The sequence below is a fragment of the Neobacillus citreus genome, from assembly GCF_018343545.2.
Taxonomy (GTDB): domain Bacteria; phylum Bacillota; class Bacilli; order Bacillales; family Cytobacillaceae; genus Neobacillus; species Neobacillus citreus.
In genome coordinates this window covers 1-26890 of sequence record NZ_JAGYPE020000012.1, presented here as the reverse complement: position 1 = coordinate 26890, position 26890 = coordinate 1, and the positions used below count along the sequence as shown (strand labels likewise).

25 protein-coding genes are annotated in these 26890 nt (G+C 40.7%); 7 read left to right on the top strand and 18 right to left on the bottom strand.

What is annotated here, in order from left to right; translation table 11 throughout:
• Positions 1-54: 54 nt before the first annotated feature.
• Entirely contained in the window at positions 55-1236 is a 1182-nt protein-coding gene (locus KHB02_RS09045; protein WP_213140930.1) for a pyridoxal phosphate-dependent aminotransferase, read from the bottom strand.
• Here KHB02_RS09045 and KHB02_RS09040 point away from each other — a divergent pair.
• Positions 1228-2136, top strand: a complete 909-nt coding sequence (locus KHB02_RS09040; protein ID WP_420848078.1) for a carbon-nitrogen family hydrolase — start codon at positions 1228-1230, stop codon at positions 2134-2136. The genes KHB02_RS09045 and KHB02_RS09040 overlap by 9 nt on opposite strands.
• Positions 2137-2192: 56 nt before the next feature.
• Here the strand turns inward: KHB02_RS09040 and KHB02_RS09035 are convergent, their stop codons facing one another.
• The 3 genes from KHB02_RS09035 to KHB02_RS09025 all read right to left on the bottom strand — a co-directional run bounded on the left by KHB02_RS09035 (position 2193) and on the right by KHB02_RS09025 (position 6755).
• On the bottom strand, positions 2193-3299 hold the full coding sequence (locus KHB02_RS09035) for an ATP-binding protein (RefSeq protein ID WP_213140932.1): 1107 nt from the start codon (positions 3297-3299) through the stop codon (positions 2193-2195).
• A 148-nt stretch (positions 3300-3447) separates the two neighbouring features.
• On the bottom strand, positions 3448-5742 hold the full coding sequence (locus KHB02_RS09030; protein ID WP_213140933.1) for a thiamine pyrophosphate-dependent enzyme: 2295 nt from the start codon (positions 5740-5742) through the stop codon (positions 3448-3450).
• Positions 5742-6755: a 2-oxoacid:acceptor oxidoreductase family protein gene (locus KHB02_RS09025; RefSeq protein ID WP_213140934.1), complete on the bottom strand. Its 1014-nt coding sequence runs from the start codon at positions 6753-6755 to the stop codon at positions 5742-5744. The genes KHB02_RS09030 and KHB02_RS09025 overlap by 1 nt, the downstream gene beginning before the upstream one ends.
• Before the next feature lie 462 nt (positions 6756-7217).
• On the opposite strand from KHB02_RS09025, the gene KHB02_RS09020 reads away from it, so the two are divergent.
• Positions 7218-8960 (top strand): B12-binding domain-containing radical SAM protein, encoded by a 1743-nt coding sequence (locus tag KHB02_RS09020; RefSeq protein WP_213140935.1) that lies wholly within the window; start codon positions 7218-7220, stop codon positions 8958-8960.
• Positions 8961-8994: 34 nt separating this feature from the next.
• Here KHB02_RS09020 and KHB02_RS29750 read toward each other — a convergent pair whose 3' ends face one another.
• Together KHB02_RS29750 and KHB02_RS09015 are read right to left on the bottom strand one after the other, a co-directional pair.
• Positions 8995-9120 carry a hypothetical protein gene (locus KHB02_RS29750; protein ID WP_277398204.1) on the bottom strand — a complete coding sequence of 42 codons (126 nt, stop codon included), beginning with the start codon at positions 9118-9120 and terminating at the stop codon, positions 8995-8997.
• Position 9121: 1 nt separating this feature from the next.
• A complete protein-coding gene (locus tag KHB02_RS09015; protein WP_213140936.1) occupies positions 9122-9283 on the bottom strand; it encodes a hypothetical protein in 162 nt (53 codons plus the stop codon).
• A 133-nt stretch (positions 9284-9416) separates the two neighbouring features.
• Here KHB02_RS09015 and KHB02_RS09010 point away from each other — a divergent pair, with 133 nt between their 5' ends.
• Complete coding sequence (locus KHB02_RS09010) at positions 9417-9770, top strand: DUF3905 domain-containing protein (RefSeq protein WP_241113789.1); 354 nt, start codon at positions 9417-9419, stop codon at positions 9768-9770.
• A gap of 107 nt (positions 9771-9877) precedes the next feature.
• Complete coding sequence (locus KHB02_RS09005; protein WP_213116535.1) at positions 9878-10072, top strand: alpha/beta-type small acid-soluble spore protein; 195 nt, start codon at positions 9878-9880, stop codon at positions 10070-10072.
• Positions 10073-10117: 45 nt separating this feature from the next.
• On the opposite strand, the gene KHB02_RS09000 is transcribed toward KHB02_RS09005, so the two are convergent.
• The 3 genes from KHB02_RS09000 to KHB02_RS08990 all read right to left on the bottom strand — a co-directional run bounded on the left by KHB02_RS09000 (position 10118) and on the right by KHB02_RS08990 (position 13716).
• Positions 10118-11155 carry an anti-sigma factor domain-containing protein gene (locus tag KHB02_RS09000; protein ID WP_213140937.1) on the bottom strand — a complete coding sequence of 346 codons (1038 nt, stop codon included), beginning with the start codon at positions 11153-11155 and terminating at the stop codon, positions 10118-10120.
• Positions 11152-11898: an RNA polymerase sigma factor SigI gene (gene sigI / locus KHB02_RS08995; protein ID WP_213140938.1), complete on the bottom strand. Its 747-nt coding sequence runs from the start codon at positions 11896-11898 to the stop codon at positions 11152-11154. The genes KHB02_RS09000 and sigI overlap by 4 nt, the downstream gene beginning before the upstream one ends.
• A gap of 237 nt (positions 11899-12135) precedes the next feature.
• Positions 12136-13716 (bottom strand): peptide chain release factor 3, encoded by a 1581-nt coding sequence (locus tag KHB02_RS08990; protein ID WP_213140939.1) that lies wholly within the window; start codon positions 13714-13716, stop codon positions 12136-12138.
• Between the two features lie 168 nt (positions 13717-13884).
• Between KHB02_RS08990 and KHB02_RS08985 the strand changes: the two genes are divergently transcribed.
• Both KHB02_RS08985 and KHB02_RS08980 read left to right on the top strand, forming a co-directional pair.
• The gene (locus tag KHB02_RS08985; RefSeq protein ID WP_213140940.1) at positions 13885-14145 is read left to right on the top strand and encodes a hypothetical protein; all 261 of its coding nucleotides are present in this window, start codon (positions 13885-13887) and stop codon (positions 14143-14145) included.
• Between the two features lie 131 nt (positions 14146-14276).
• Entirely contained in the window at positions 14277-16001 is a 1725-nt protein-coding gene (locus KHB02_RS08980; protein ID WP_213140941.1) for an AAA family ATPase, read from the top strand.
• A 60-nt stretch (positions 16002-16061) separates the two neighbouring features.
• On the opposite strand, the gene KHB02_RS08975 is transcribed toward KHB02_RS08980, so the two are convergent.
• The 4 genes from KHB02_RS08975 to phaQ form a co-directional block, all read right to left on the bottom strand.
• Positions 16062-16193: a YjcZ family sporulation protein gene (locus tag KHB02_RS08975; protein WP_213140942.1), complete on the bottom strand. Its 132-nt coding sequence runs from the start codon at positions 16191-16193 to the stop codon at positions 16062-16064.
• A gap of 22 nt (positions 16194-16215) precedes the next feature.
• A complete protein-coding gene (locus KHB02_RS08970) occupies positions 16216-16311 on the bottom strand; it encodes a YjcZ family sporulation protein (RefSeq protein ID WP_213140943.1) in 96 nt (31 codons plus the stop codon).
• 227 nt (positions 16312-16538) lie between these two features.
• Positions 16539-17141 (bottom strand): hypothetical protein, encoded by a 603-nt coding sequence (locus tag KHB02_RS08965; RefSeq protein WP_213140944.1) that lies wholly within the window; start codon positions 17139-17141, stop codon positions 16539-16541.
• A complete protein-coding gene (phaQ, locus tag KHB02_RS08960; RefSeq protein ID WP_213140945.1) occupies positions 17122-17559 on the bottom strand; it encodes a poly-beta-hydroxybutyrate-responsive repressor in 438 nt (145 codons plus the stop codon). Before phaQ ends, KHB02_RS08965 begins: the two co-directional genes overlap by 20 nt.
• A gap of 146 nt (positions 17560-17705) precedes the next feature.
• Here phaQ and KHB02_RS08955 point away from each other — a divergent pair, with 146 nt between their 5' ends.
• Positions 17706-18488: an alpha/beta fold hydrolase gene (locus tag KHB02_RS08955; RefSeq protein ID WP_213140946.1), complete on the top strand. Its 783-nt coding sequence runs from the start codon at positions 17706-17708 to the stop codon at positions 18486-18488.
• A 74-nt stretch (positions 18489-18562) separates the two neighbouring features.
• Here KHB02_RS08955 and KHB02_RS08950 read toward each other — a convergent pair whose 3' ends face one another.
• The 5 genes from KHB02_RS08950 to ppc form a co-directional block, all read right to left on the bottom strand.
• The gene (locus tag KHB02_RS08950) at positions 18563-19642 is read right to left on the bottom strand and encodes an alpha/beta fold hydrolase (protein WP_213140947.1); all 1080 of its coding nucleotides are present in this window, start codon (positions 19640-19642) and stop codon (positions 18563-18565) included.
• Between the two features lie 20 nt (positions 19643-19662).
• Positions 19663-20394, bottom strand: a complete 732-nt coding sequence (locus KHB02_RS08945; protein ID WP_213140948.1) for a hypothetical protein — start codon at positions 20392-20394, stop codon at positions 19663-19665.
• Positions 20395-20412: 18 nt separating this feature from the next.
• A complete protein-coding gene (locus KHB02_RS08940; protein ID WP_213140949.1) occupies positions 20413-21027 on the bottom strand; it encodes a hypothetical protein in 615 nt (204 codons plus the stop codon).
• 29 nt (positions 21028-21056) lie between these two features.
• Positions 21057-23660: a bifunctional acetaldehyde-CoA/alcohol dehydrogenase gene (gene adhE / locus KHB02_RS08935; RefSeq protein ID WP_213140950.1), complete on the bottom strand. Its 2604-nt coding sequence runs from the start codon at positions 23658-23660 to the stop codon at positions 21057-21059.
• 185 nt (positions 23661-23845) lie between these two features.
• A complete protein-coding gene (gene ppc, locus KHB02_RS08930) occupies positions 23846-26599 on the bottom strand; it encodes a phosphoenolpyruvate carboxylase (RefSeq protein ID WP_213140951.1) in 2754 nt (917 codons plus the stop codon).
• Positions 26600-26890: the final 291 nt, after the last annotated feature.

Here is a 26890-nt window from a genome sequence, read left to right as displayed (position 1 = left end):
ATATAAAAAAGCTGGCTCTAAAAAAATCTTAGCCAGCTTTGTAACTTTATATTTTTAGCTTTTTTTAAATATCTCTAACTCACTGATCCGTTTGACTGCTTCTGCAAGGCGCTCTTCTGAGGTCAGCAGGCCGATTCGGACATATCCTTCACCATACGAACCAAAACCAACTCCCGGCGCTGCTACTACTTGAGCCTTTTCCAACAAAATGTTGGAAAATTCCTCGGAAGAAAAACCATTCGGCACTTTTAGCCAGGCAAAGAAAGATCCCTTTGGAGCAGACACGTCCCAGCCTATCGAACAGAGGCCGTCAATGAGGCAATTTCGTCTTTGCTCATACATCTCATTTAATTCCTTCACGCAGTCCTGAGGGCCTGTCAGCGCTTCAGCCGCTGCCTCCTGGACGGCACCAAACAAACTGACATATAAGTGATCCTGAATGAGCTCTAGTGCAGAAATCACACTTTCATTTCCTACTGCAAAAGCAACGCGCCAGCCTGCCATATTATAAGTTTTAGAGAGTGTGTATATTTCAATGCCGACATCTTTGGCACCCTGTGCCTGCAGGAAGCTTGGTGGTTTTACACCATCGAAACCGATGCCTCCATAGGCGAAGTCGTGTACAATACAAATATCATGGTCATTTGCAAGACTTACAGTCTCTTCGAAAAATTCTAGGTCAGCAACAGCACCGGTCGGATTATTAGGATAGTTGAGGAACATTAATTTTGCCTTCTCAAGATCCTCTGTCCCTAGCTCGCTATAGTCAGGAAGGAAACGATTTTCTTCTTTCAAAGGCATGGTGACCATTTCGGCTTTAGCCAGTGCGACCCCGGACCAATAGTCAGGATATCCTGGATCAGGAACCAAAACCGTATCCCCAGGGTTTAACAAACATTGTGGAATCTCCACCAAACCTGCTTTGCCTCCAAAAAGGATTGCGACTTCCTTTTCGGGGTTGAGTTCTACACCATATTCCCGAAAATAAAAATCAGAAACGGCTTTTTTTAAATAAGGAAATCCTTGAAATGGAGAATATTTATGATTTATAGGGTTTGCCGCTGCCTCCTGAAGCTTAGCAACGATATGCCCTGGTGTCGGTTGGTCAGGATTCCCCTGGCCTAAATTGATCACATCAAATCCCCGTTCTATGTACTCTCCAGCTTTTTTGACGAGTGATGCAAAAAATTGCTTTGGAAGACTATTCAATATTTCCGATTGAGGAAAATGCTTCATGTTCTCACCTGCTATTTTCTAAATTTTAAGGTTGAAATTCTAGTCACAAATGATATAACTTTTATAACGGCTTGTAAAGGAAAAATTCCGAAATTTCATAAGGGAGAGATAATAATGAAATTAAAGATTGCTTGTTTGCAGATGGATATTGCCTTTGGCAATCCCGAGAAAAACTATCAGAATGCAGAAAAACTAATCGAAGCAGCTGCTAGCGATCAGCCTGATATCATTGTCTTGCCCGAGCTGTGGACAACAGGCTATGATTTGACCCGCCTTGATACAATCGCTGATAAAGGAGCGCTTCAAACAATAGAATTTTTAAAAAATGCCGCCAAAAAGTACAATGTTAACTTTGTCGGCGGTTCTGTCGCCAATCGGGATGACAAGGGAGTGAAAAATACCCTTCTTATCATAAACCGTGAGGGGGAACTTAGTTCCGAATATAGTAAACTGCATTTATTCAAGCTGATGGATGAGCACCTTTATTTGGAAGCGGGTTGTGAAAAAGGACTGTTTAAGCTTGATAATCATGCATTTGCCGGGGTCATTTGCTATGATATCCGCTTCCCGGAATGGATTCGTGCCCATACAACTGAAGGGGCGGAAGCGCTGTTTGTAGTGGCGGAATGGCCTGCACCAAGATTATCGCATTGGAGAAATCTATTAATTGCCAGAGCAATCGAAAACCAATGCTTTGTGATTGCCTGTAACCGTTCCGGAAGCGATCCGAATAATCAATTTGCCGGACATTCACTCGTCATTGATCCATGGGGTGAGATTATCGCCGAAGCGGGCGCAGATGAGGAGATTTTAACTGCAGAGATTGATTTAAAGCTTGTCGGAGAAATCCGTAAGCAGATTCCAATTTTCGAAGACCGCAGACCGGATTATTATAAATAATTCTTTACAGCAAATAAGAGGCTGCAAGTCAGCCTCTTTATCATACTTTTTAAGTTTTAATGCAGCGGCAGGGTAATAAAGAATGTAGTCCCTTTTCCTACTTCGCTTTCAATCCGTATTGAGCCTTTATGTTCCTCAATAATTTTATAACTGACCATTAATCCAAGTCCTGTGCCTCTTTCTTTGGTTGTGAAAAAGGCTTCCCCCAGCCTTTGTAATTTCTCTTTGGATATTCCTATCCCTTCATCCTGGATTGAAATAAGAGCCTGCTTATTCTCAAAGGCCTCTATCGTAACCGTAATTTTTCCGCCGTCTGGCATGACTTCGATCGCATTTTTGATTAAATTAATAAAAACCTTTTTCAACTGATTGGGTTCACAAAAAATCGGAGAAAGCTTTTCATCAAACCCTGTTGAGAATTGAACATTATGTAATACAGCCTGGGCATGTAAAATGTCTAAGGTTTCCCTCATTATTTGATTCAGATTCTTCTCCTGAAAACGGATTTCCTGGGGTTTAGCCAATAGTAAAAATTCGTTAATGATGGTATCAATCCGCTCTAGCTCACTAGTAATCACTTCATAGTACATGGAATGTTCTTGTTTGATGCTACCTTCAAGCAGCTGGATAAAACCTTTTAAAGCGGTCATCGGATTTCTGATTTCGTGGGCAATTCCGGCCGCAAGCTCGCCTATAACCTTTAACGTTTCTGATTTCCTAAGCTGTTCCTGCATATCCATCTTTTCAGTAATATCCTTTAAGGCGGTAAAATTCAAGTCCGCCATAATGTCTAATTTTGAACTGATTTCGATATGCCTATTTTTGCCGGAAATCATCTCAAAAATAATAATGGATGTATAATAACCCTTTTCAATTACCTGCTTTAAATGTTTCTTTATTTCTAGTGTTTGTTTTTCAAGCTTGCTAAATGGCTCATAAAACAATCTACCTATTAATTTTTCCTTTGGAAGACCAAATAGCTTTTCTGCTGTAAAATTTACATCTACTATGCGATATTGGTAATCCCAAAGGATGAGTCCATCAATGGAATCTTCAAAAATGCGTTTATATCTTTGTTCGTACTCTTGCAATTTTGCATTTTTTGAAAACACTACATCAGGCTTGCTCGGTAAAGTACCATCCTGTTCCAATTTGATTTCCACTAAACGGCCACCCCGCTATCAACCAAAGTTCAGCGTTAATTTAAAAAGATATATTCTATACAAAACTTGGAAATCCCTTTTTTCTGCCAATAATTTTTATTAGCTTAAAACAAAAACGCAAAGCTAATTTGCTTTGCGTTTTTCTTTTTTATAGCCATGGATTTTCATGCTTTGCTTTAAGGCGCTGCCACCTTTTTTCTACTTCTCTTTCGAATTCGTCTACTAGATGTTTGTTTTCCTCTTTGAGGAGATGTTTCGTTTTCCCCATATATTTAAACCATTCTGTTACCGAAACGCGCTTTTTCTTTTCTTCAGGGTTATAGGTAATAGCGGTAACACCCTGTTCTACTTCATACAGTGGGAAGAAGCAGGAATTGACGGCCTCTTCAAGAATTTTTGTTCCATAACGGTCCTCAGATTTCCAGTTTAATGGACAGGTAATTAAAAGTTTTCCATACACTGGTCCGACATTTTGTGCGTACCACTGGGCTTTCGCACCTTTTTTAACCAAATCCTGCGGGAATGCTTCTGAACCAGTAAATACATAAGGGATATTTGTCGCAGCCATAATTTGTACTGTATCTTTGTGGTGGAAACTTTTCCCTTGCTGTGTTTTTCCAACACCAGAAGTACTTGTCATATGGCCAAGCGGTGTTGAATAAGACATTTGCGACCCGGTATTCATGTAGCCTTCATTATCGTATTCGAGCATAATCAGCTTATGGCCGCGAAGTGCCGTCCCAATTGCCGATCCCATACCGATATCCATTCCGCCGTCACCGGTAATCATCACGAATGTCGCATCATCGGACACTTGAATTTCCCCGCGCCGCTTTAATTCCATGAAGGCCTCAACAGTACCTGAGAGGGTTGCTGCACCATTCTGGAACAGGTTATGCATCATCGTCTGCTTATGCGAGCTATATGGATAGGCAGTTGTTGTAACGTAGGCACAGCCAGTTTGGAATAGAGTGACAATATCCCCTTCAATCCCTTTAAAGAACAACTCCAGCCCGCCAAATATGCCGCAGCCCGGGCAGGCGCCATGACCGGAAGCAATTCTTTTCGGCTTATTTGTCAGCATCCGCAGTGGCGGGATTTTCACTTTTAATTTATTTGTTTCTTCATCCATTTTCACTTCAATTAAGCCTGATTTATAAGCATCACCCTGCTGCGGAGTAATGACAGGCTTCAGGATTTTTTCCGGATTTCCCGGTACATGCCCGAAATAATCAAATGGTTTTTCAGCATAGCCTTTCTCCATCGCATCAATCGCCATATTAAAGAATTCATGGGCATCACTTGCATAGAAATCCTTACCGCCCATTCCGAATACACGGCTTAATACGATGGTTTGATTATTCTTGTCATCCTGCAGGGCAGACTTGATCTCATGCGTTAGGTTTGGACCATGTGCACCATAGGAATCGGCACGCTCACCGACTAATAATGCTTTCACATTTTTAAGAGCTTCACGGATTTCTTTAGCCGGGAATGGACGAATAATATTTGGACTGATTACCCCTGCTTTAATTCCTTGGTCGCGCAGCTGGTCGACAACATCCTTTGCCGATTCGGCTGCAGAGTTTAATAGGAATAACGCAACTTCAGCGTCCTCCATTTTGTATAAGTCCAAAACAGAATATTCTCTTCCTGAAAGTTTTGCATATTCGGCAGAAACTTCCCTGAATACCTCTCCGGCATTGTACATAGCTTCGGATTGCTGGAAGTGATTGTTCATCAAATCTTCGCCGTTCATGTGGGCACCGATTGTTACCGGTTTTTGCGGATCTCTAATAAAATTGTAATCAGTCGGGCATTCGCCGACAAATTGCTGCACTACCCGACGGTCCTTGAAGTATTGAACTCTCCGTTTTTGGTGGGACGTCCAGAATCCATCATAGGCTACAATGACAGGGAGCCGGACTTTGGAGTGTTCGGCAATTTTCAATGCCATAATATTCATGTCATAGACCGCTTGCGGGGTTCTTGCCGTTAAAATAACCCAACCCGTATTTAGACCAAAGTAAAGATCTGAGTGGTCTCCGCGGATATCAAGCGGACCACTGACAGCCCGAGTGACCAGATTCATGACCATCGGGAATCGTGTGCCCGCCTGAACCGGAAGCTGTTCAATCATATATAAAAAGCCATTCGCACTTGTTGCATTGAAGACGCGCGCCCCAGTGGCGGCAGCACCATAGCAAATACCGGCCGAGCCATGCTCGCCATCTGCCGGAATCAGCTTAATATCATGCTCGCCCCGGGCTTTCATTTGGTCTAAGAATTGTGCCACCTCTGTAGATGGAGTAATCGGGAAATAACCCATGATATGATAGTTGATTTGCGCTGCCGCCATCGCAGCCATTTCATTGCCGGATTCAAAGGTTGAAATCTGCTCGGCTCCAACCTGCGCTGTTAATTTTTCCTCTAAAATACCCATTATAAATTCCCTCCTACTGCATAAGGAAAGTTTTGCTTCACACGATTTGCATCTGCGTATCCAATCATTTCGCGAAGATCCGTTAAAGCACTTGTCGGACATGCTTCCACACATTTTAAACAGCCCTTGCAATATTGATAGTCAATTCCCTTTAGAAACATTTGCTTTCTGCCGCGCTTGTCCTCTCCCTCTTCCCAGACGAAACAGAAATCTGGACAAACGTTATCGCAGGCCGCACAGTCTATACACTTATCGCGTTCAAACTGTGGCAGGAAGCCCTGTCTTGAGCCGCTCAAATCTTTTAATATACTATTTGCCTGAGTGGTGATTACACCACCAAGCTCTTGGGTCATATAGCCTAGCTGCGGAAGCGGGCGGGCAAAGGCTTTACCTTGGGCATCCTCCGGAACATGGTATGTTTTAAATTCAACTTCATTATAGCCGCGGTCAAACGTCCGTAGGTTCGGTTCAACAAAGTGCGGGTATTTTTTCTCGAATGTCTTCCGGATAACTTTTCTCATGGCGTCCGGATCCAAAAAATCACATATGCGGAATAACGCCCCGAGCATCGCTGTATTTACTTTTGTTTTTTCCTCGACAGCAATGGTTAACGCATCTACAATCGCTAATGTTCCATATTCTAGTTTTAAGTCCTTTTTCACATCATCGAAATCCCTTGATGAGTTGACTAAGACGATGCCGTCAGCATTTAAACCGCTGACCACATTAATCGTTTTATACAATGCTTCGTGGAAAACGCCCACAATATGAGGCTGCTCAATTGGACTGTGATCACGAATTTCAACCCCAGGTTCACAAAAGCGGATAAAGCTTTTAACCGGAGTTCCTTTTTTCTCCGAGCCATAGGACGAAAAGTTGGAACCATTTAACCCAAGCCCTAATACCCCTGCTTCCGCCAGCATTTTTCCGGCAAGATTTGCTCCAAGACCACCGATTGATTCGAGACGGATTTCGAAAAAACCCAGCTCATTTTTTTGCGGTAAAATAGACATAATGTCCCTCTCCTTCTTTGTTCAATAAAACTACCCGAAAAAGACATAAATAATTAACTTATCTCACCGCTATTGTAGGCCATATTATTTTTTAAATCTGTGACAAAAATCAAACATCCAAACATTTTTTTTAAAACACATTTTAATCCATCGAAAAAATTCTTTATTTACAAAGCATCTTCATTGTTTTTTAATTATACAACAGGTCACTCATTGTATTATAACAGAACGATTGCGATTGAAAATCATCTTAGCATAAGCTAAAGTGGCACCGGTTTGTCCCCTGTCCTTTTCGGCTAAAATAAGCTATAATATTATTTTGTTTTATTATAAAGAAAACTCGCCGATTGGCGAGCCCCTAAGGGCGAAGACAGAGGCGTAGTTGCACTTATGCGTTGAGAAAGTATAAAGCTTTCGACAGAAAGTTTATACTTTCTTATTAGCTGAAAAAGGAGCTTTATTATGAAAGTCATTTGTTCCACCCTTAACGCAAAATACATTCATACCAATCTGGCCATCAGGTGCTTAAAGGCATATGCAGCACCTGAATTTGATATCATTTTAAAGGAATACACCATCAAAGATCCGGTGATGAACATTGTCTCCGATCTCCACCAGCAAAAGCCGGATGTTATCGGTTTTAGCTGTTATATTTGGAATATCGAAGAGACCCTTAAGGTCATCAATATGCTAAAGAAAATTGAGCCTTCCCTCATTATTGTATTAGGAGGCCCTGAGGTTTCCTACGACACACGCGAATGGATGGAAAAACATCCGGAAATCGACTTTATCGTAATGGGCGAAGGGGAACAAACCTTTAAACAATTGCTGACGGAGCTTGATACAAACAAAAATATCGAGAATGTCAATGGAGTTGCATATCGTGACAATGGAACCTTAGCCAGCACACCACAGAGAAATAAGCTTGATTTAAAAGAATTACCTTCCCCCTTCCGCTTTCCTGAGGATATTCCCCAGTTGGGGAAACGGGTTACTTATATCGAAACAAGCCGAGGCTGTCCGTTCAGCTGTCAATTTTGCCTATCTTCCATCGAAGTCGGTGTCCGCTATTTTGACCGGGAACGAATTAAAGAGGATATTCGCTATTTAATGGCAAACGGTGCAAAAACAATTAAATTTGTTGACCGGACCTTTAATATTAGCAGAAGCTATGCAATGGAAATGTTCCGCTTCCTTATTGATGAACATCTTCCAGGAACTGTGTTTCAATTTGAAATTACTGCGGATATTATGCGGCCGGAAGTGATTGAATTTCTTAACCAAGAGGCACCAAAAGGGCTTTTCCGTTTCGAAATTGGTGTACAGTCAACGAATGACTATACAAATGAGCTTGTGAGAAGAAAACAAAATTTTGAAAAACTGAAAAGAACAGTGACAATGGTGAAAGATGGGGGGAAAATCGATCAGCATCTTGATCTTATCGCGGGACTGCCTGAAGAAGATTACGCCTCCTTCCGGAAGACCTTCAACGATGTGTTTGAAATGAGGCCGGAAGAACTGCAGTTAGGGTTTTTAAAAATGCTGCGCGGAACAGGGGTACGTATACGTGCTTCAGAACATGATTATGTATATATGGATCATTCCCCATATGAGATTTTAAGCAACAATGTTCTATCGTTTGACGATATTGTTAAAATAAAGCAAGTGGAAGATGTGTTAGAAAAATATTGGAATGACCACCGTATGGATCACACAGTTGAATACCTGGTGACACATGTTTTCCCTTCACCGTTCGATTTCTTTCAGGATTTTGGTTCCTACTGGGACGAACAGGGCTGGTCAAGAATCGGCCATCAGTTGGAGGATCTATTTCGGCGATTACATTCATTTTTAGTCAAGAAGGAGGTTCCGAACCTTGATGTCATTTCCGGTTTAATGAAATATGATTATTTAAAACATCATAAATACAAACCGAGAAAACCTTGGTGGGAAGCAGGGCTGGAGAAAAGCGAACGTTCGAAAATCTACAAACGTATTTCCGAGACTCCGCAGCTTATAGGACCGGAATTTCTTAAACTTGAGCTGGATGAAAAAGAACTCTATAAGCATACCATGCTAGAGCTTTTGTCTTTTGACCTGACAAAGTATTTCCTAAACGGTGAAATAGACCACCAGGCTTCCGGTTTACTGGCGTATTTTGACGCTACCAACCTAGAGACACTTTTATTTCCTTTTAAAATCTAAAAATAAGCCGGTGCTCCCGGCTTATTTTTCTTTTTTAGGTGCGTTTTTTCTTAAATTTGTTTTTTATTTTTTCAACCAATGGAATACCGTTTACATCACCAAATTCTACACTAAATTCCTCTGTAGGTATTCTTGGCGGGGTCTTGCGGCGGCCTTTCATTTTAACTTCTTCCCTTTTTTCCTAGCTTTGAATTGCGGTTTTGAAATCTGATTGCATTATTGTTATCGGTAAATTCAGCGGAAAATTCACTTTCCTGGATATTCTTCTTTGGGGTTTTGGTGTACTTTTCCACTGCATCAAATTCAGCCTTCCGCTTAGCCATCTTGGAAAACCTCCTTAAAATTCATGTTACATAGATAGTTTTAAGCAATTTTTGTTGAATCATTCGTTTCCTTATTTTTCATAAATAAAAAAAAGGTTTACGCAAAAAATATAAAAAACAGGGGGAATGCTGGATGAAAAAAGATAATATGAAGAAAATTGGACAGAAAGTAAGTATCGATGAAACTTTGCCGCATCAAATAAATGCACCAAGCTTTGAAGGAACAGGAATAAAAATGGAAGCGCCATTTGTTAATGAGCACGGTGTAGTCATTGGGGATAGCTTATATGCTTCAGAAAATTCTCCACTGGAAAACTGGTCAGAGGATACGGACCCAGCCATAATGTCGGGGGATGAGTGGGTGCACCCGACGAACGATATCGGCTGGAACACGACAGAAAATCGGGAACTGCTAGAAAGCAAAAGAAAGCCGCAAGCTTATCCGTTTATGCATCCCACCAAGGATGTAAGCAAAGGGACAGATTGAAAAGCTAACCAGATTCGATAAACATTTCCACTTATGAATAAAGTCAAAGCAATCAATACTACCCTTACAGAGAAAAAAATCTCTGGATAGAATAAGGAGTGAAAAATATGGCTAACAGCAGAAATAAATTATTAGTGCCTGGGATTGAACAATACCTTGATCAAGTTAAATATGAAATAGCCCAAGAATTCGGAGTACATTTGGGGTCCGATACCGTTTCTAGAGCCAATGGTTCGGTCGGCGGGGAAATAACTAAAAGACTTGTCCAGCAGGCACAGGCACAATTATCAGGACGTGAATAATTTCATAAAAATGGCAAAGAGGCAGCTCTTATGGAGCGCCTCTTTTTATTTGTTTCTTTGTTTAATTTGGTTGTCAGAATAATGGTATTTGCCTTTTGGATTGGGATTCCCCTGTGAATTTCCCTGTGAATTTCCCTGTGATTCCTGTTGAATGGCTTGCTTTTTAGCCTGCCCAGGATTTTGCTTTTGTTGGTTATCATCCATCTTTTTTGCCTGTCCAGGTGGGATATTATCTTCGACTGGAGATTGGTCTACGGCTGCCTGCGGTGTATTATCAACGGCAGGAGGTTCCTGAGTAACATTTTCCTCCATTTGTTTCTTTAATTGCCCTGGCGGTGCCTTTGCTTCCGGCTCAGTAGGATTACTATGATTTTTATACTTTTTCCAATTATTCTCCACTTTCTCTTTTGCCACTGGATTATTTACTGCCTTGTATTTACCAGCAGTGACACCTTTTTCGTGAGCAGTTTCAAGATCCTTTTCAGTGCCTGATAAAACAGTATATGCTAGCTGCTGCTCGGAAACAGCTTTGGTAATCTCTTTAATATCAGTTTCAAGCTTTTGCTCTTCCTTCTTTTCCATTTGACTGGTCGGAACGGTTGAAATAATGACATGCTTGTTCGTTTTGAAATACCCTTCTTTACCTATTTCCGATAAAATTTCTTCCGTCACCTTCGTAACATCTTGTTTCTCCCAATCATCCAAATGGGATATAATCTTTTTACCTTCAGGATTATAGCCTGTCAATTCCACAACCTGCATCTTTTTATTTATTCCTAGTTCAATACTCGGATTTACATCAATTGACATATAGGCATAAGCTTTATTATTTTGATACATTGGAATAAATGAACCGGAAAAAAGTAAAACTGCAGCCGCTGCAGCCCAAACGGTTTTCATTTTGGCAACTTTCTTTATGGACGATAGATATCTTAACTGATTCTTGCCTTCAACGGGATAAAAAGTTATTTCCTCTCCAATTGAATAGGATTGCTTAAGTCTCTTAGCCCGTAAGAACTCACCTTCAGGGGTTAAAAGCGTGAGAAAAAAATCATCCATTTCCATTATTATTCCCTTTTTCATGTATCAAGCACCCCCTTTATATAATCCTTCATATACACATAATCACTTGATAAAATTAAAGCAATGGCAATAATATATTTGCGATTTCTTTCTAAGGTTTTTCTAGAGACATTTACCATTTTTTCAAGCTGATTAATAGGCAGCCGCTTTTTTTCGCGTAATGATTTAAATAATTCTTCATTGTCAACCAGTGTTTTTGCTGCGATGATGGCATTTTTCCTAGCATCCGCATGCTTCGGGGAATTCTCCACCAAATCGCTAAAGGTTAAATCAAAAGAAGCTAATAATGATTGAAAATGAATAATTTCATCTTTTCTTAGCTGTTCGTCAGTCTTTTTCTGATATTCATCAAGGGAAAGCTCATTGACTATTGCCGTTCCAGGTAATTCCTCATCTTGGAGGGCATTCGTTATATCAATACTGATGTGCTGATTTTTTGTTTGCTTTCGAATGTAGTCAATAACTCGTCTTTTAATAATCACTTCTGAAAAGCTTAATAAAGAGCTGCCGCGGTCTTTTGAATATTTTTCAATCGCCTCGTTAAAAGCAATAAGGCCAATGCTAAATTCATCATCGGATTCATAGATATACCGGCGGCATACTGAAGAAACAGTTTTAGCGATAAATGGTTTATAGGCCTGGATGAGTTCATTCAGCAATGACTTATCACCTTGCTGAATCAAGGCAACTGTATCTTCTAATGTTCTTTTATTCTTTTTAGCCATAAACAATAAACCTAGCATTTGCTCACCTCTTATTCGACCAATTATAACATACGAAACAAGCTTTGGTCTTTATGGGGATAAGCATATGAAAAGACTGTATTTAACCCACGAGCCTTCGTTTATTTGTTATTGTTCATGTCTTATTTTAATAAATGTTACGTATATGGAAATACTCTTTATGGGGGTTTTTTTAAAAATTTCCCAATAAAAAAAATTAAGGCTGCCTCGTACGAGACAGCCTTAATTTTTTGGAGTTTAGTCATGCTGGTCCATTGGATTATAAAGCTTTACATTCGGATTTTTCTCCTGGAACCACCGTAATGCAAAATCGTTCTCAAATAAAAATACATAATGCTCATAACGATCCTTCACAAGAAGACTTCTTGAGCTTGACAGGTTTTCATCGACTTCATCTTTTTCAATCCAGCGGGCAATTTTCGATCCCAGCCGTTCCATAATGACCTCTGCATTATATTCATTTCTCATTCTGTGCTCGAATACTTCAAACTGCAGCTGGCCTACAGCCCCTAATAAATACTCGTCTGTTTTGACCGTTTTAAAGAGCTGGATAGCCCCTTCCTGAACAAGCTGATGCAGCCCCTTATAAAATGATTTCTGCTTCATTACGTTCTTCGCAGATACCCTTACGTAAAGCTCAGGTGTAAACTGCGGCAGCCTCTCATATTGGAAATTATTCTTACCCGTCGTAATGGTATCGCCGATTTGGTAGGTTCCCGTATCGTATAAACCGATGATATCTCCACTGACGGCTTCTTCCACAGTATTTCGTTCTTCAGCCATAAAGGAAGTGGATTGAGAAAGCTTTAATTGCTTTTCAAGCCGGGGAACGTTTACGGTCATTCCTCTTTCAAATTTTCCAGAACAAATTCGTACGAAAGCAATCCGGTCCCGGTGGGCGGGATTCATATTCGCTTGAATTTTAAAAATAAAACCGGAAAATTGGTCGGAAAGCGGATCAATTTCCCCAATCGATGAATTTCTCGCTTTAGGAGGCGGCGCGAATTGCAGGTAGGTCTCTAAAAATGTCTGAACCCCGAAATTCGTCAACGCACTTCCGAAAAACACAGGTGTCAGGCTTCCTGCTTGCACTTTTTCAGCAGAAAAATCATTTCCCGCTTCATTTAACAGCATGATTTCCTCTAATGTCTGCTCATAAAGTCCTGAAGATTTCAGCTTGTGATCACCATCAATTTCCCCATCATCATTTAAGGGAATATAGCGTGCAGCTTCATCAACCCGGAATTGTTCAACACGATTATAATATCTGTCGTAAATTCCTAAGAACTCTTTTCCCATTCCAATTGGCCAATTCATAGGGTAGGATTCAATTCCCAGAACTTCTTCCAGTTCTGCCAGAAGTTCTAGCGGTGGTTTTCCTTGGCGGTCAAGCTTATTAATAAACGTAAAAATAGGAATTCCCCGCATCCGGCAAACCTTGAAAAGCTTAATGGTCTGATCTTCGATTCCTTTCGCCGAATCGACAATCATCACGGCACTGTCAACTGCCATTAAGGTCCTGTACGTATCTTCACTAAAATCCTGGTGTCCAGGAGTATCTAAAATATTGACGCGAAAACCGCTATAATCAAATTGCATGACACTGGAGGTAACAGAAATTCCCCGCTGCTTTTCAATTTCCATCCAGTCACTAGTGGCAAATTTCCCTGTCTTCTTTGCCTTTACTGTTCCGGCATCGCGGATTGCGCCGCCAAACAATAGCAATTTTTCCGTTAAGGTTGTTTTACCCGCATCCGGGTGCGAGATAATCGCAAATGTACGGCGCGATAATACTTCTTTTTTTAAATCGTTTCCCATTATGTCTTCCTCTCTTTTAACAGCCTAAAATTTTTCCATAACTTCAATCTTATCGCTCAAACGGTTACTTTGCAATATTTCAATAAAATACAATTGAGATTTTCTTTAATCGGGTTGAAATAATGACTATAATAAAATTATACATAATTGATGCTTTTGGGAGGATTTATGGAAATTACAAAATTTGATCGGCAAACATTAAATTTATTGCAAAAGGCATTTGAAATCGTGCTTGAACAAAACAAAATTCCCTATAAAAAAATCGGGATTGCCGAAGAAGCTGAGCAGCTTGTATTTTTATATGAAGGTAAAGATGAAAAGGTTCATGTATTTAAATGGAAAAAGGCATCGAGTATTGGCGTCAGCATCGGTGTTCTGGCGCAAAGCGTTCTCACGCCCATTATTCCCCATCTTCGGCTATTATCATAATTTTGAGCTGCACTTCCTGTTTTTTGTGGGAAGTGTTTTTTCTTCGATCAGCTTCCATCGATTCCCACATCCATTTTATTGGAAATCCCCTTATAATAGAGGTTGTACTTCTGTTAAAGGAGGAATAGCCCATGAATCAAAGCAAAAAAACAGTTTCAAAAAAATTCTTTCCGCTGTTCGCAGCATTTATTATAGTTATTGCCGGAATTATTTGGTTCGTTCAATCAACAACTAACCAAGTATCTATACCGTTTTCGTCTGTAGAAAAAATTATTCAAGAGCAAAACGGTAAAACAGTCACCATAACAGAACAATCCGATGGAAGTCTCTTTATAAAAGCAGGCAAATCCGAATATGTTTCCCAAGTTCCCCCTAATAGCCAAATGGTGGATAAACTGGTTGAGAAATATAATATCAAATATTCCTTTTCTTCTAGCAGCCGCTATGGTAAATGGATCATGGCTGGAGTCCTTCTTTTATTAGGAGGTGCTGTCTACGCTGTCCAAAAATCAAAGGGCGGCATCGGCTTAGGAAATTCCATGAAAAACAGCGTCGCAAAAGCCCAGCCTCTGCCAAACATCAGTTTAAAGGATGTAGGCGGTCTAGGCGATGAAATGAAAGAAGAGATATTGCAAACTTTGACAACATTAAAGGATAAGGAAAGAGCGTTAAAGCTTGGGATTAAACCGCCGAAAGGAATCCTGTTATACGGACCCCCTGGAACCGGAAAAACCTTGCTTGCGCAAGCAATTGCCCATGAGCTGAATGCTTCGTTTTTCTCTGCCAGCGGGTCAGCGTTTAATGAATTATTTGTCGGCGTCGGTGCAAGCCGTGTCCGCTCCTTGTTTCAGGCGGCCAGAAAACAGCGTCCTGCTGTCATTTTTATCGATGAAGTAGATGCCCTTGCCGGCAGACGTAAAGCCCATGGGGGCGAAGAAGGAGAAAAAACATTAACTGAACTTCTTGTCCAGCTTGACGGCGGCCATTCCAATGACGGCATTTTATTTATTGCCGCTACAAACAGAAAAGATATGCTTGATGAAGCATTCTTGCGTCCAGGGAGAATAGATTTCTCATTCCATGTTCCGCTGCCTGATACAAAAGGACGCAGGGAAATCATTGACATTCATTCAAAAGGAAAAGCGATTGCCAAAGATGTCCTTACGTCATTAGATGGTTTAGCGGAAAGTACTTCCGGGTTTTCCGGAGCAGAGCTGTTTTCTTTATTTGAATCAGCAAGCCGTCATGCAGTTCGTAATGGGCGTGATATGATTCAAAAACAGGACCTAGATTATGCTCTTGACCGAACCATTTTAGGAAGTACTTCACGGCCGTTGCAGGATCATGAGACAAAGCGGCGGGTAGCCATCCACGAAGCCGGGCATGCCCTTGTTGCTTCTGTAACAAAACCGGGTTCAGTCAGAAAAGCGACGATTATTCCACGGGGTGAAGCCTTGGGGTATGTAGCACCGATTCCGAAAGAATTGAATTTATCTACAACAAGCGACCTGCTTGACCGAGTTGCCATGATATTAGCCGGCGGTACCGCCGAAAGGATGTTTCTTGGTGAACACAGTATCGGTGTATCCGGTGATGTGCAACAGGCTAAACATATTATTGAACAAATGGTTGAAACCGGAATGCTTCAGGACGGCTTTACGTTAACCTTTAGTAAACCGGATAAAGAAATCAAAATGCAAGAACTGTTTGCAAAGGGTATAGAGAAAGCAGAAAAATTAATCGAAAGCCATCAAGAGCAGTATCTGCAATTGGTGGATGCCTTATTAAAAAAAGAAACTTTGGAAGGTCATGAAGTCGAAGAAATTATTTGTGCGAATATGAATGTAGCCGGCTAACATACAAAACCCGCTTGGGAAACCAAGCGGGTTTTTTGGGCTTATTACCCATTCATTTTCTTAATAGTAGCAAGCTGCTCCTACAATAATCAAGAGGATAAATAACACCACGATTAAAGTGAAGCCACCATAGCCATAGCCAAAGCCGCCGTATCCACAGCCGCCATAGCCAAAACCGCCATATCCAAACATACTTTTTACCTCCTTATTTTTTTTATATAACCCAAGAAGCCCCTACAATGATTAACAAAATGAACAGAACCACGATTAGGGCAAATCCTGCTCCGTAGCCACCTGCTACACCAGACATTTAACATTACCTCCTTTTTTGAATTCCATATATCCTATTCACCTAGATAAAAATGTGCAATAGACACTTATCCCTATTACCCAGATTTGTAAAAAAGGAAAAGCCCATTCTTAGAAAGAAAATGGGCTTAAAGTAAAAAGCCACAACTCCCTGTAAATAGAGAGTGCGGCTTTAATTCAGGTAAATACACATTCTGTAATAATCCTTTGCTGCAGATATGCTAGAAGTTAATTCGTTTTAACAAGCTCTTTCAAACTATTCTTCCCGCGTTCAACTAAATCAAGATGGGTATTACGTGCCAATTTAACGTATTCCTTTCTAACTTGCAGCCACGCATTTCTGCGGTCGCGAGCATAGCCAATTCCTGCTTCAGTATTTTTCACAAAATTGTCTTCCATTTGTTCGACAAATTGGAAAAAGGTTTTAACTGGAGTCAAAGCCAATATCTCCAATTGGCTGGAAACCTCGCTAAGCTGCTTTTTAAGCTCTTCCCGATCGTTATTTGGCACTGCCTCAGCCTTTGCATCCTCTTTGCGTAAATTAACTTGCTGGGCAACTTCAGATACCATTTCTTTGTTTGTTTTTCTTGCCTGGTCATATAATTTCGCGACGGATTTTCTATATTGCTTATTGAACTTGATGACTTCCTTTACAGAATTAAGGTAGGCATCCTCCCGGCTCTCCCTTAGCTTCCGTGCCCGTTCCTGGGAAAGCTCATATTGTTCCCAAAAAGTGTTAACAAACGAAACTTCAGCAATAGATTCCTCCGCAGCTTGTGGAACTGTTTTTACATCGACTTCAGGAATCGCTTCAATCTTCTTCTGCGCCATCGTCCTTCCTCCTCTTACGATTATTTACTTTCTCTATTGCATCCTTCTTTTGGAAAGAAGGAATATAGAGCTCAAGGACACTGGTATACATTTTGAAAAATTGATCGAGGAGTGATTGATACGTTTCTAGTTGATTGGCATATCCTTTTAAGTATGTAATACCAGCTTTTGTAATGGAATACCTTCTTTTGGCAGGCCCTGCACCAGTTGTATCCCATTCAGATGAAACCAAATCTTCTTTTTCTAATTGTCTTAACATTCTGTACAGGTTTCCTTGATCCAAAGTTTTAAAGCCAAATGACTCCAGCTTTTGACTCAATTCATACCCATGCAGAGAAACCCTGCTAAGAAGCAATAAAATAAATGGCAGCACAAAATTTTTTGATGGATTGACTGATTGATTATCTTGGTTTACCATGTCTTTATCACCTCACCTATATGTATTTTACACCTATCAGTAATATTTTGTCAATCTTGTCAATAAATATTACTAAAAGCTGAATAAACCTGTTTACAATTTTACCAACTTGGATATAAACTATTAAAAATGAAAGGTGGTGTAAAATGGAAAAAGCAAAGGTTAGCAAATTGGGTGTTCCTTATTTACATTTAGGTAAAGGCGAGCCGTTAGTGTTTATTCATGGTCTAGGTGAGATAAAGGAGGGGTGGCATCACCAATTTGAATTTGCCGATGAATATGAATTAATTATTCCAGACCTGAGAGGCCACGGGGAATGCACCAAGACCGATGGAATCACGATCCAGAATTTTGCTGCAGACATTATCAGCCTATTGAAGGAGTTAAAAATTGAAAACGCTCACATTGTTGGATTATCAATGGGTGGAGCCGTTGCACAGGAAATCTACCGCCAGTCGCCCTCTATCTGCCGTTCTCTCATGCTAGTAAGTACATTCCACTACTTTCCAAATAAACTCAAACGCCTACTATTCGAAAATCGAAAAGCAAAGTTTCAAAAAGTCGCTTCTGCCGGGAAAGAATCAGAATATTTAGCCCGAATGGCCTTGTATTCCTGGGATAAGGAAACTGTTAAACAATTCAACCAACTTTTTCGACCTAAACATGAGATTTTTATTGAATCATTGAAAGCTTGCCTGGAAGTGAATAATTTATCATTACTGCCAACAATTGAAGTGCCAACACTTATAATTGGCGGACAGTATGATTCTGTATTGCCGGTTTGGATACAGGCATGGATGCATAAGTTAATACCAAACTCAAAATTCATTATTATGAGGAATACCGGCCATCTTGCCAAACTGGAAGCAAAAGACCGGTTTAACCTTCTCTTACGTGAATTCCTCAACCAGCATCGTAATGCAGGATAAATTTATATTAGCGGGAAGGATGGGACCCCCACCCCGTTTCCTCCCGTTAATAAATTTATTCCCGTCCTTGGAAATTATGAGCGGACTTCTTGTAAATCATGTGAACGAGTGGATAACCATGGGTCCATTATTTCTGCGAAAACTCCTGTGAGCACAAGAGAAACATGGCCGCCTTCATATACTTCATATGTCTTATCCTCACTTGAAACAAGGTCCATAATCGGCAGACTTTGCTTTTCAGCAATTAAAGTATCGCGGGAACAAGAGAACACAAACAACGGGCATTTAATATTCTTTAAATCTACTTTCCTGCCATCCATCACTAATTCACCTTGTAACAATTTGTTTTCTTTATAAAAATCATTAAAAAATTGCTTAAAGGCGGCACCCGCAAATGCCTGAGCATCCTTCGTCCATTTATCCATCCGGCGCCATTTTTCAACATATTTCTCATCATGGGCGCGGGTATATAGGTTGGCCATTGTGGCCGCGTTTAACGGTGTGATCAGCTTAAACATCAAGTAAAGGAACTCGGATGGGAGGGTTCGATAAGCATTGGCAAAGCGGTCAAAGCTTAGTTCACCATTTTGAATTCCATCCAGCCATTTTTGCGGTACAGTCCCTATGCTAAAATCAATTGGGACTGCGGCTAATACTAAATTCTTAATTGGCAGGCTTGTAATAGAGGCAAGAATAGCGGCCATTGTCCCGCCTAAACAATATCCCATTAAGGATATTTCTTTTGCACCAGAATGCCTTATTGCCCGTTTAAGTGCGTTTTCCAAATAATCGATAATATAGTTTTCTAAAGTAAGATCAGCATCTTCCAGGCCCGGAGTACCCCAATCCAGAAGGTAAACATCGTATCCTCTTTCCGTTAATCCGCCAACCACGCTGCTGCCTTCTCCTACATCCAAAATGTACACTTTGTTCAAAAGTGAATATACAAGAAATACAGGTACGGCATGCTTCTTTTCCTTTGCAGGATGATACCATAAAGTCGTTTTATTTTTTTTCCATACACATTTTCTCGGTGTAGGGATGATATCCGGCTTAGGCTCAGTCATAACTTTATAAAGCTGATTCCATCGTTTCGTTTCCTTCTCGATATTTAAAAGCGGTAAAAAACTTTTTGTTGAAACTCTAGTACTCATTTACCAATACCCCCTTTACGTTATTTGGTGGTACTGGCCCCTGGCAGGACCAGCTCTTTTTCCGGTTCCTTTTTTTGTTTTCTTTCTTTCTCTTTTCCCATTAATTCCTTTAATGAGGCAATTTCACTTTTTAGTTCAGCCAATTGGGCAATCTCCTGCCTTAGTTCCTCCAAACCGCTATCTATTTTTGGCGGTTCTTGATGGGTGAGAGAATCTTTAAGCTCTGCTTGAATTGCCTTTAGTCCCTCAAGCTCCTTGCGCATTTCCTGGAGGTTCACCTGGAGGATTTTGATATCAACAAAACCCTGCCGTAAATCTTGAAGATCTGTCTTAATCTTTTTGGTTTCTGCCAGCTCTTCTTTTGTTTTCAGTGATTCAGCTTTCATTTGATTGATAGTGTTGATTATCTCTTGAAGGAAAGTCAAATTTTCTTTACTAAAGCTTGCCAAACTGTCTTGCAAATTCCATACCTGTTCTTCTAAACTATCAAATTTTTCTTCAGCCTGAATCGACATTTTTGCCGCGTTTGCGACATCCTTCTTGGTTGGGATATTCATTAATGCAGCAATAAACTCCTGATTTTTTCGCAGCCTTTCCATATATCGCGAATGCAGGTCAAGTCCTATATTTGCCGTGCGGACAAATTCTTTGTTGTCAGTCGCCTTAAATAAAACATCCATTAATTGTTTTTCCCACATTTCACTTAACAGTTTATAACCTGCAAATAGATCATAGGTTTTTTCTTTAGACATGCCGCCTCACTCCTTGTATTAAAATTTTCTAATCGTACTTCTCTCCAGATATTTGTTAAGCGGAAAAACGAACGTACTGATTTGTTTGGAAAATAAGTTTACAAACACTTTTTGGTTTTCATAGACTAGATTTCCAGCCTGTTTTAAAGTTGTAAGATATCGGCTTCTTGCCTTTTTTCTTAGCGAAATATACTGTTCTATCATTGCAAAATATTTATCTGGTGCCTCCGTATTAGTTATAAACTGGCATGGCCTGTTAAGAAGTGACAGTGTTTTTTGATGAATGCGCTCGAGTTGCTCATTTATTTCTTTAAAGGACTTAACCGGGAAAAAGTGTGCTAGACTGGTTGTTGACATAAAAAATTCATCGCGTGCTGTTTTTTCCCATTGAGCAAATTCCTTTGTAAATTTATCAGTGATTTCTTTCACATCTGCTTGGCTTCGTCCTACACTATCTGCAAATAGCTTAGCCCTCTTCAAAAATACCTCGTCTTCGAATTCAGCACGTTTTGCCCATTCATCCATTTTCCTAAAAGCTGCACGCCAGAGCAGATCTAAACCGCTGACCCCGAGCTGAATATGTTCTTCGCCTACTGTTTGGGTTTCCTGTTTTTGCTCCATTTCCTCCGACAATTTTTTCTCCCTCCATAGACTGACTTTATTTAGACACCTTTGTATGCTTGAAGATAGATTTCTGCTAATTCAGTTACTAGAGGCATTTTGGGATTGGCAATTGTATCCTGATCGTCAAATGCCCGTTCAGCAAGTTCTGATAATTTGCTTTCAAATTCATCTTTCCTAACACCAGACGCTTCGATGCTCATTGGTATATCCAATTCCTCAGCAAGTTCAACGATTGCTGCGATTAAGCTTTTCACTCCCTCTTCGGTCGTGCTTGCAGGCAGGCCAAGCATTTTGGCAATTTCCGCATAACGTACATCCGCAATAAAGTGTTCATATTTAGGGAAAGTCATTAATTTATTGGGCTTCATCGCGTTAAAGCGGATGACATGCGGCAGCATGATGGCATTGGCCCGTCCATGAGGAATATTAAATTCCGCACCAATGACATGAGCAAGACTGTGATTAATACCTAAGAAAGCATTGCCAAATGCCATACCGGCAATCGTAGCCGCATTATGCATTTTTTCACGGGCAAGTTCATCGCTTCCATCCCTGTATGCCTTAGGCAGATATTCAAAGACCAACTGAATAGCCTTCATTGCAAGTCCATCCGTATAATCATTGGCTAGAACCGATACATAGGCTTCAATCGCGTGTGTTAATACATCCATGCCCGTATCCGCTGTTACATGTTTAGGAACAGTCATGACAAACTGTGGATCGACAATGGCAACATCTGGTGTCAGCTGCGCATCAACCATTGGATATTTGATATTTGCCTTTTTATCTGAAATAACGGAGGCGGATGTTACCTCGGATCCTGTACCGGATGTGGTTGGGATCGCAATAAAATTCGCCTTAGTTCGAAGAGCCGGGAATTTAACCACTCGCTTGCTTGGATCAAAGAATTTATGCGTCAGGCTCTTGAAATCTGCGTCTGGGTGTTCATAAAACAGCCACATGGCTTTGGCAGCATCCATGACCGAACCTCCGCCAAGGGCGATAATACAATCAGGCTGGAACTTTTTCATCCGTTCTGCACCGGCCATCACTGTTTCAATGCTTGGGTCCTGTTTAATCTCCCAGAAAATATCACAAAGAACATTGTTAGGATTCTTTTTTAAATAATACTGCACCTTTTCGACATAGCCATTCTTTAGCGGGCTTTCGCTGGTCACAATAAATGCTTTTGAAATACCGGGAACGGCCGCAAGTGTTTGAACCGAATTCTTCTCAAAGAAAATCTGTGATGGAACTTTAAACCACTGTGTCATAGTTCTTCTTTTGGCTACTTTTTTGATATTGAGTAAATTTGCTGCTCCCACATTCTGTGACACAGAATTCCCTCCATATGTTCCGCATCCGATGGTTAAGGACGGTAATGATGTATTATAGATGTCGCCGATTGCCCCGTGTGTGGATGGTGTATTGACAATAATCCTGCCAGCTTTCATTCTTTGCGAAAATGTATCAATCACATCCTGGTTGGTAGTGTGAATCGCTGCCGAATGCCCAAGACCGCCATATTCAAGTGTCTCTTCAGCAACAAGAAGTCCTTCTGCAAAACTATTGACCTTGTAGCACGCTAATATCGGGCTTAATTTTTCACAGGATAGTGGATACTGCTGCCCCACACCATCCAACTCGGCAAGTAGAATCTTTGTATTGAGCGGCACATTGATTCCAGCCATTTTTGCAATCATATAAGCAGGAAGACCGACAATCATTGGGTTAAGCTCTTTTGTTTTTGGTTCAATTGCGGCGCGTTCGAGCAATTGCTTTTCTTCCCTATTGAGAAAATAGCAGTGATTGGCGATCAACTCCTGTCTTACTACATCATAAATTTCTTGATCAATGATAAGAGCTTGTTCGGAAGCACAAATCATACCGTTGTCAAAGGTCTTTGACAAAATTAAGTCATTGACTGCACGTTTAATGTTGGCCGATTTTTCAATATAACAAGGTACATTTCCGGCACCAACACCTAGTGCAGGCTTTCCAGAGCTGTACGCTGCCTTCACTAGATTCGGGCCCCCGGTTGCAAGGATGAGCGATATCTGCGGATGTTTCATCAGGGCCTGAAAGGCTTCATGAGAAGGTACCTCTATCCACTGGATGCAATTCTTTGGAGCGCCAGCCTTTTCAGCCGCTTCGCTAAGCAGCTGGGCTGTTATTGTACAGCATTTTTGAGCATATCGTGGAAATGCAAAGATGATTGGATTCCTTGTTTTAAGTGAAATCAACGATTTAAAAATGACTGTTGATGTCGGATTGGTGATGGGGATAACACCGGCAATGACTCCAACCGGCTCGGCCATTTCGACCATCCCATCATTATCATTTTCGGCAATGACACCCACCGTTTTCATATCCCTGATGTTGTTGTAAATCATTTCAGTGGCAAACATGTTTTTAAAAACTTTGTCTTCGTAAACCCCTCTTTGTGTTTCTTTTACTGCAAGCTTGGCCAAATACTTGTGGTTTTCAAGTGCAGCAAGAGCCATCTGTTTAACAATTTCGTCCACGATTTCCTGATTATAACAGCGGAATTCATTCAGTGCTTTCGCTCCGTTATTGGCTAATTCATCAATCATTGCATAAACCTGATGTTTCTCCTGGACAACTTTTTCTTTTACAGCCATGTAGACATCCCTCCGGTAATATGAATTATCTAATCACTCCTTTTCCCCTCTGCATAAATATAGCACGTGACTTTTTTCGATTTTGTCGAATTTTGCGACAAAATGAATGAACAGCCATTCATTTTACAAAAGTTCACAAAAAATTCAAAAAGCCACAAACCCTAAAATAGGTTTGTGGCTAAAAATCAACCTGTATTACGCAAACCGGCGGAGATACCGCTAATGGTCAAGAGAACTTCCGTCAAAACAGCAGCGTCAGGCTCGTCCTGTTTTCTAAGTTCTTTTATTAATTCGACCTGAAGGAAATTAAGCGGGTCGACATACGGATTGCGGCGGAACACAGATTCTTTTATGTTTGGAGTATGGTCAAGTAATTCTTGGTCCCCCGTAATTTTCAAAAGAATCGCTTTTGTTTTCTCATATTCCTCGAATATATTCGTAAAAATTCTTTCAGCAATCGTTTTATCTTCAACAAGTGTTAAATATTCTTTGGCAGTTGTAATATCAGCCTTCATGAGAGCCATTTGCAGGTTATCAATCGTTGATTGGAAGAAAGGCCACTTCAGATACATTTCCTTTAGCAGCTTTAAGTTTTGCTCACTGCCTGATGCAAAAGCTTCCAGGCCTGTTCCTGCCGCATACCACCCCGGCAGGAGTTGTCTGCTTTGGGTCCAAGCAAAAACCCATGGAATAGCTCGCAGGTCTTCAAAGCGTCCTTGGTTTTTGCGGCTCATTGGTCTTGAGCCGATGTTTAATGCACCCACTTCCCTTAGTGGTGTTGCAGATTGAAAATAGGTTAGGAAATCGGGATCTTCAAAGACAAGAGATTGATATTTAGCAAGAGCAGCATTTGATATTTCTTCAATTGCTTTTTCCCATGACGCCTCCCGCATTTCTCCTTCTTCCGTAACATGCGCTGCAGCAAGAATCAGGGTCGATACAGCTTGCTCCAAGCTTCTATAGGCAATATCCTCAAGCAGGTATCGAGAAGATAAAACCTCACCCTGCTCGGTAATTTTCACTCCGTCACCAATTGTTTCAGCCGGTTGTGATAAAAGGCTTTTGTTTAAAGGACCGCCGCCGCGGCCTAATGAACCGCCGCGCCCATGGAAGAATTTCAGGCTGATTTGATATTTTTTCGCCATTTCATGAATTTCTACCTGTGCCTTATAAAGCTTCCAGTTCGCCGTCAGCGTGCCGCCGTCTTTGCTGCCGTCAGAATAGCCGAGCATAATTTCCTGCTGATTCCGCAAGCACTGCAAATGATTGCGGTAAACTGGCATATTGAAAAGTTCTTCCATAATAAGTGAACCGGCTGTTAGATCATCAATGGTCTCCAATAGCGGAGCAACATTTAAATGGCTTGTCAACGTCCCATCCGCATGAAGACGATAGAGTCCAGCTTCTTTGGCTAAAACTAAAACCTCCAATAAATCACTCGGTGATTTAGTCATGCTTACCAGATAAACTGTAATTGCTCTTTGTCCAAATTCTTCATGAGCGTTTTTAATCATCTGAAATACTTTAATCATTTCCTGGGTTTCCGTGGAGTAATCCTCATGTAATAAAAGGAGCGGCCGGGGATCAAGGAGAATCCTCTGCAATATTTCTAATTTTTCTGTTTCGCTTAGTCCTGCATAGTTTTCAGTGATGCCTACTTTTCCAAGTATCTCAGTAATAGCGGCCTCATGCTCTCCGCTATGATTTCTAATATCAAGTGTGGCTAAATGGAAACCAAACAGTTGGACCTGACGAATCAGTTTTTCAATGTTCCCGAGTTCGTGGCGGGCAGGATGATGCTGCTTTAAGCTTCTATTAATTAAAAACAGATCTTCCAGCAATTCTTCCGCACTGCTGTAGCCTAGTTCAGATTTTCCAGTCTGCTTCACCCGCTCAATTATAATAGCGAAAGCGCGACGGTATACCTCCGCTTGGACCGGCCATTTTTTATCTTCTGTCAAATAGAGATCTTCTTTTTCATCAATATATTTCAGCAGATCTTCGCTGACTTTTACCCTTGAGGTGGAATGGCTGTAGCGTTTCATTAAATCTACTAAAACATTTTTATATTTTTTCAAGACAAGGCGCCTTTGCCGGCCCAATGTTTCCCAGGTCACATCATGGGTCACGTTCGGGTTACCATCCCGATCCCCGCCAATCCATGACCCGAACCTCAAGAAATTTGGAACATCCCAGGAGGTTTCAGGATAATATTTCTCGAGACTATCTGAAACCTCTTGATGGATATCAGGGAGGACTTCAAATAATGTTTGATCAAAATAATACAGCCCATTTCTAACCTCATCCATTACGGTTGGTTTATTTTCCCGCAATTCATCGGTCTGCCAAAGGATAGCGACTTCATTAAACAAACTTTCTTCGAGCTTTTTTTGTTCCCTGCCTGAAAGAAGCGGATGATCAAGATTTTTTAGAATTTCGGCAATCCGCTGTTGTACTTCAAGAATGGAACGCTTTGTTGCCTCTGTTGGATGTGCCGTAATAACAAGCTCAAGTGATATGCTTTGCAGCACATTTTGAATAGTTTGCAAGTTAATGTTATTTTCTTTCAGTGAAAGGATTGCACTTTCAATTGAAGCAGGCTGAACGATGTTGTCACTTTGAAGCTGATATTGCCTGCGCCTGCGGATTCGATGGTTTTGCTCAGCAACATTTATCAAATGGAAATACATAGAAAATGCCCGGATTACCTGCTTGCGCATTGGCGGGGTCAAGGTAACGATTTCCTGTTTTAATGCAGAATAAATTTCTTCGTCAAAGTGAATCCTAAGTGATTTGGCCATAAGTCTTATTTTTTCGACTTTCTCATATAGCTCCTGGCCACCGTGGTTCACCAGAATCTCACCTAGCATTTTACCAAGTAGTTTAACATCGCGACGCAACGGAAGACTGCTGTCTTTTTTCATCAAATCTGCTGCCATTCTCTCACCTTCCCTTTAATCATGTGATGTACTAAAATTTTTATTTATAAATATATCATATCTTCAGAAATTTGTTAAAAGATAAATTTCTTTTTTATAATTTGCGTTAATGTATGAATAATATTTAGGCTCTGCAACAGGCCCGGTTAGCAGGGGCATTCAATAAATATCGGGGTTTAGATTCTGATAAAGAAAAAAACCTGCGATAGCAGGCTCAGACTGTCGACAAATTCGAAAAAATTCGGGTTTGCTGGCAGTCTTTTTTGTATAATTAAGGTATAGAGATTTTTA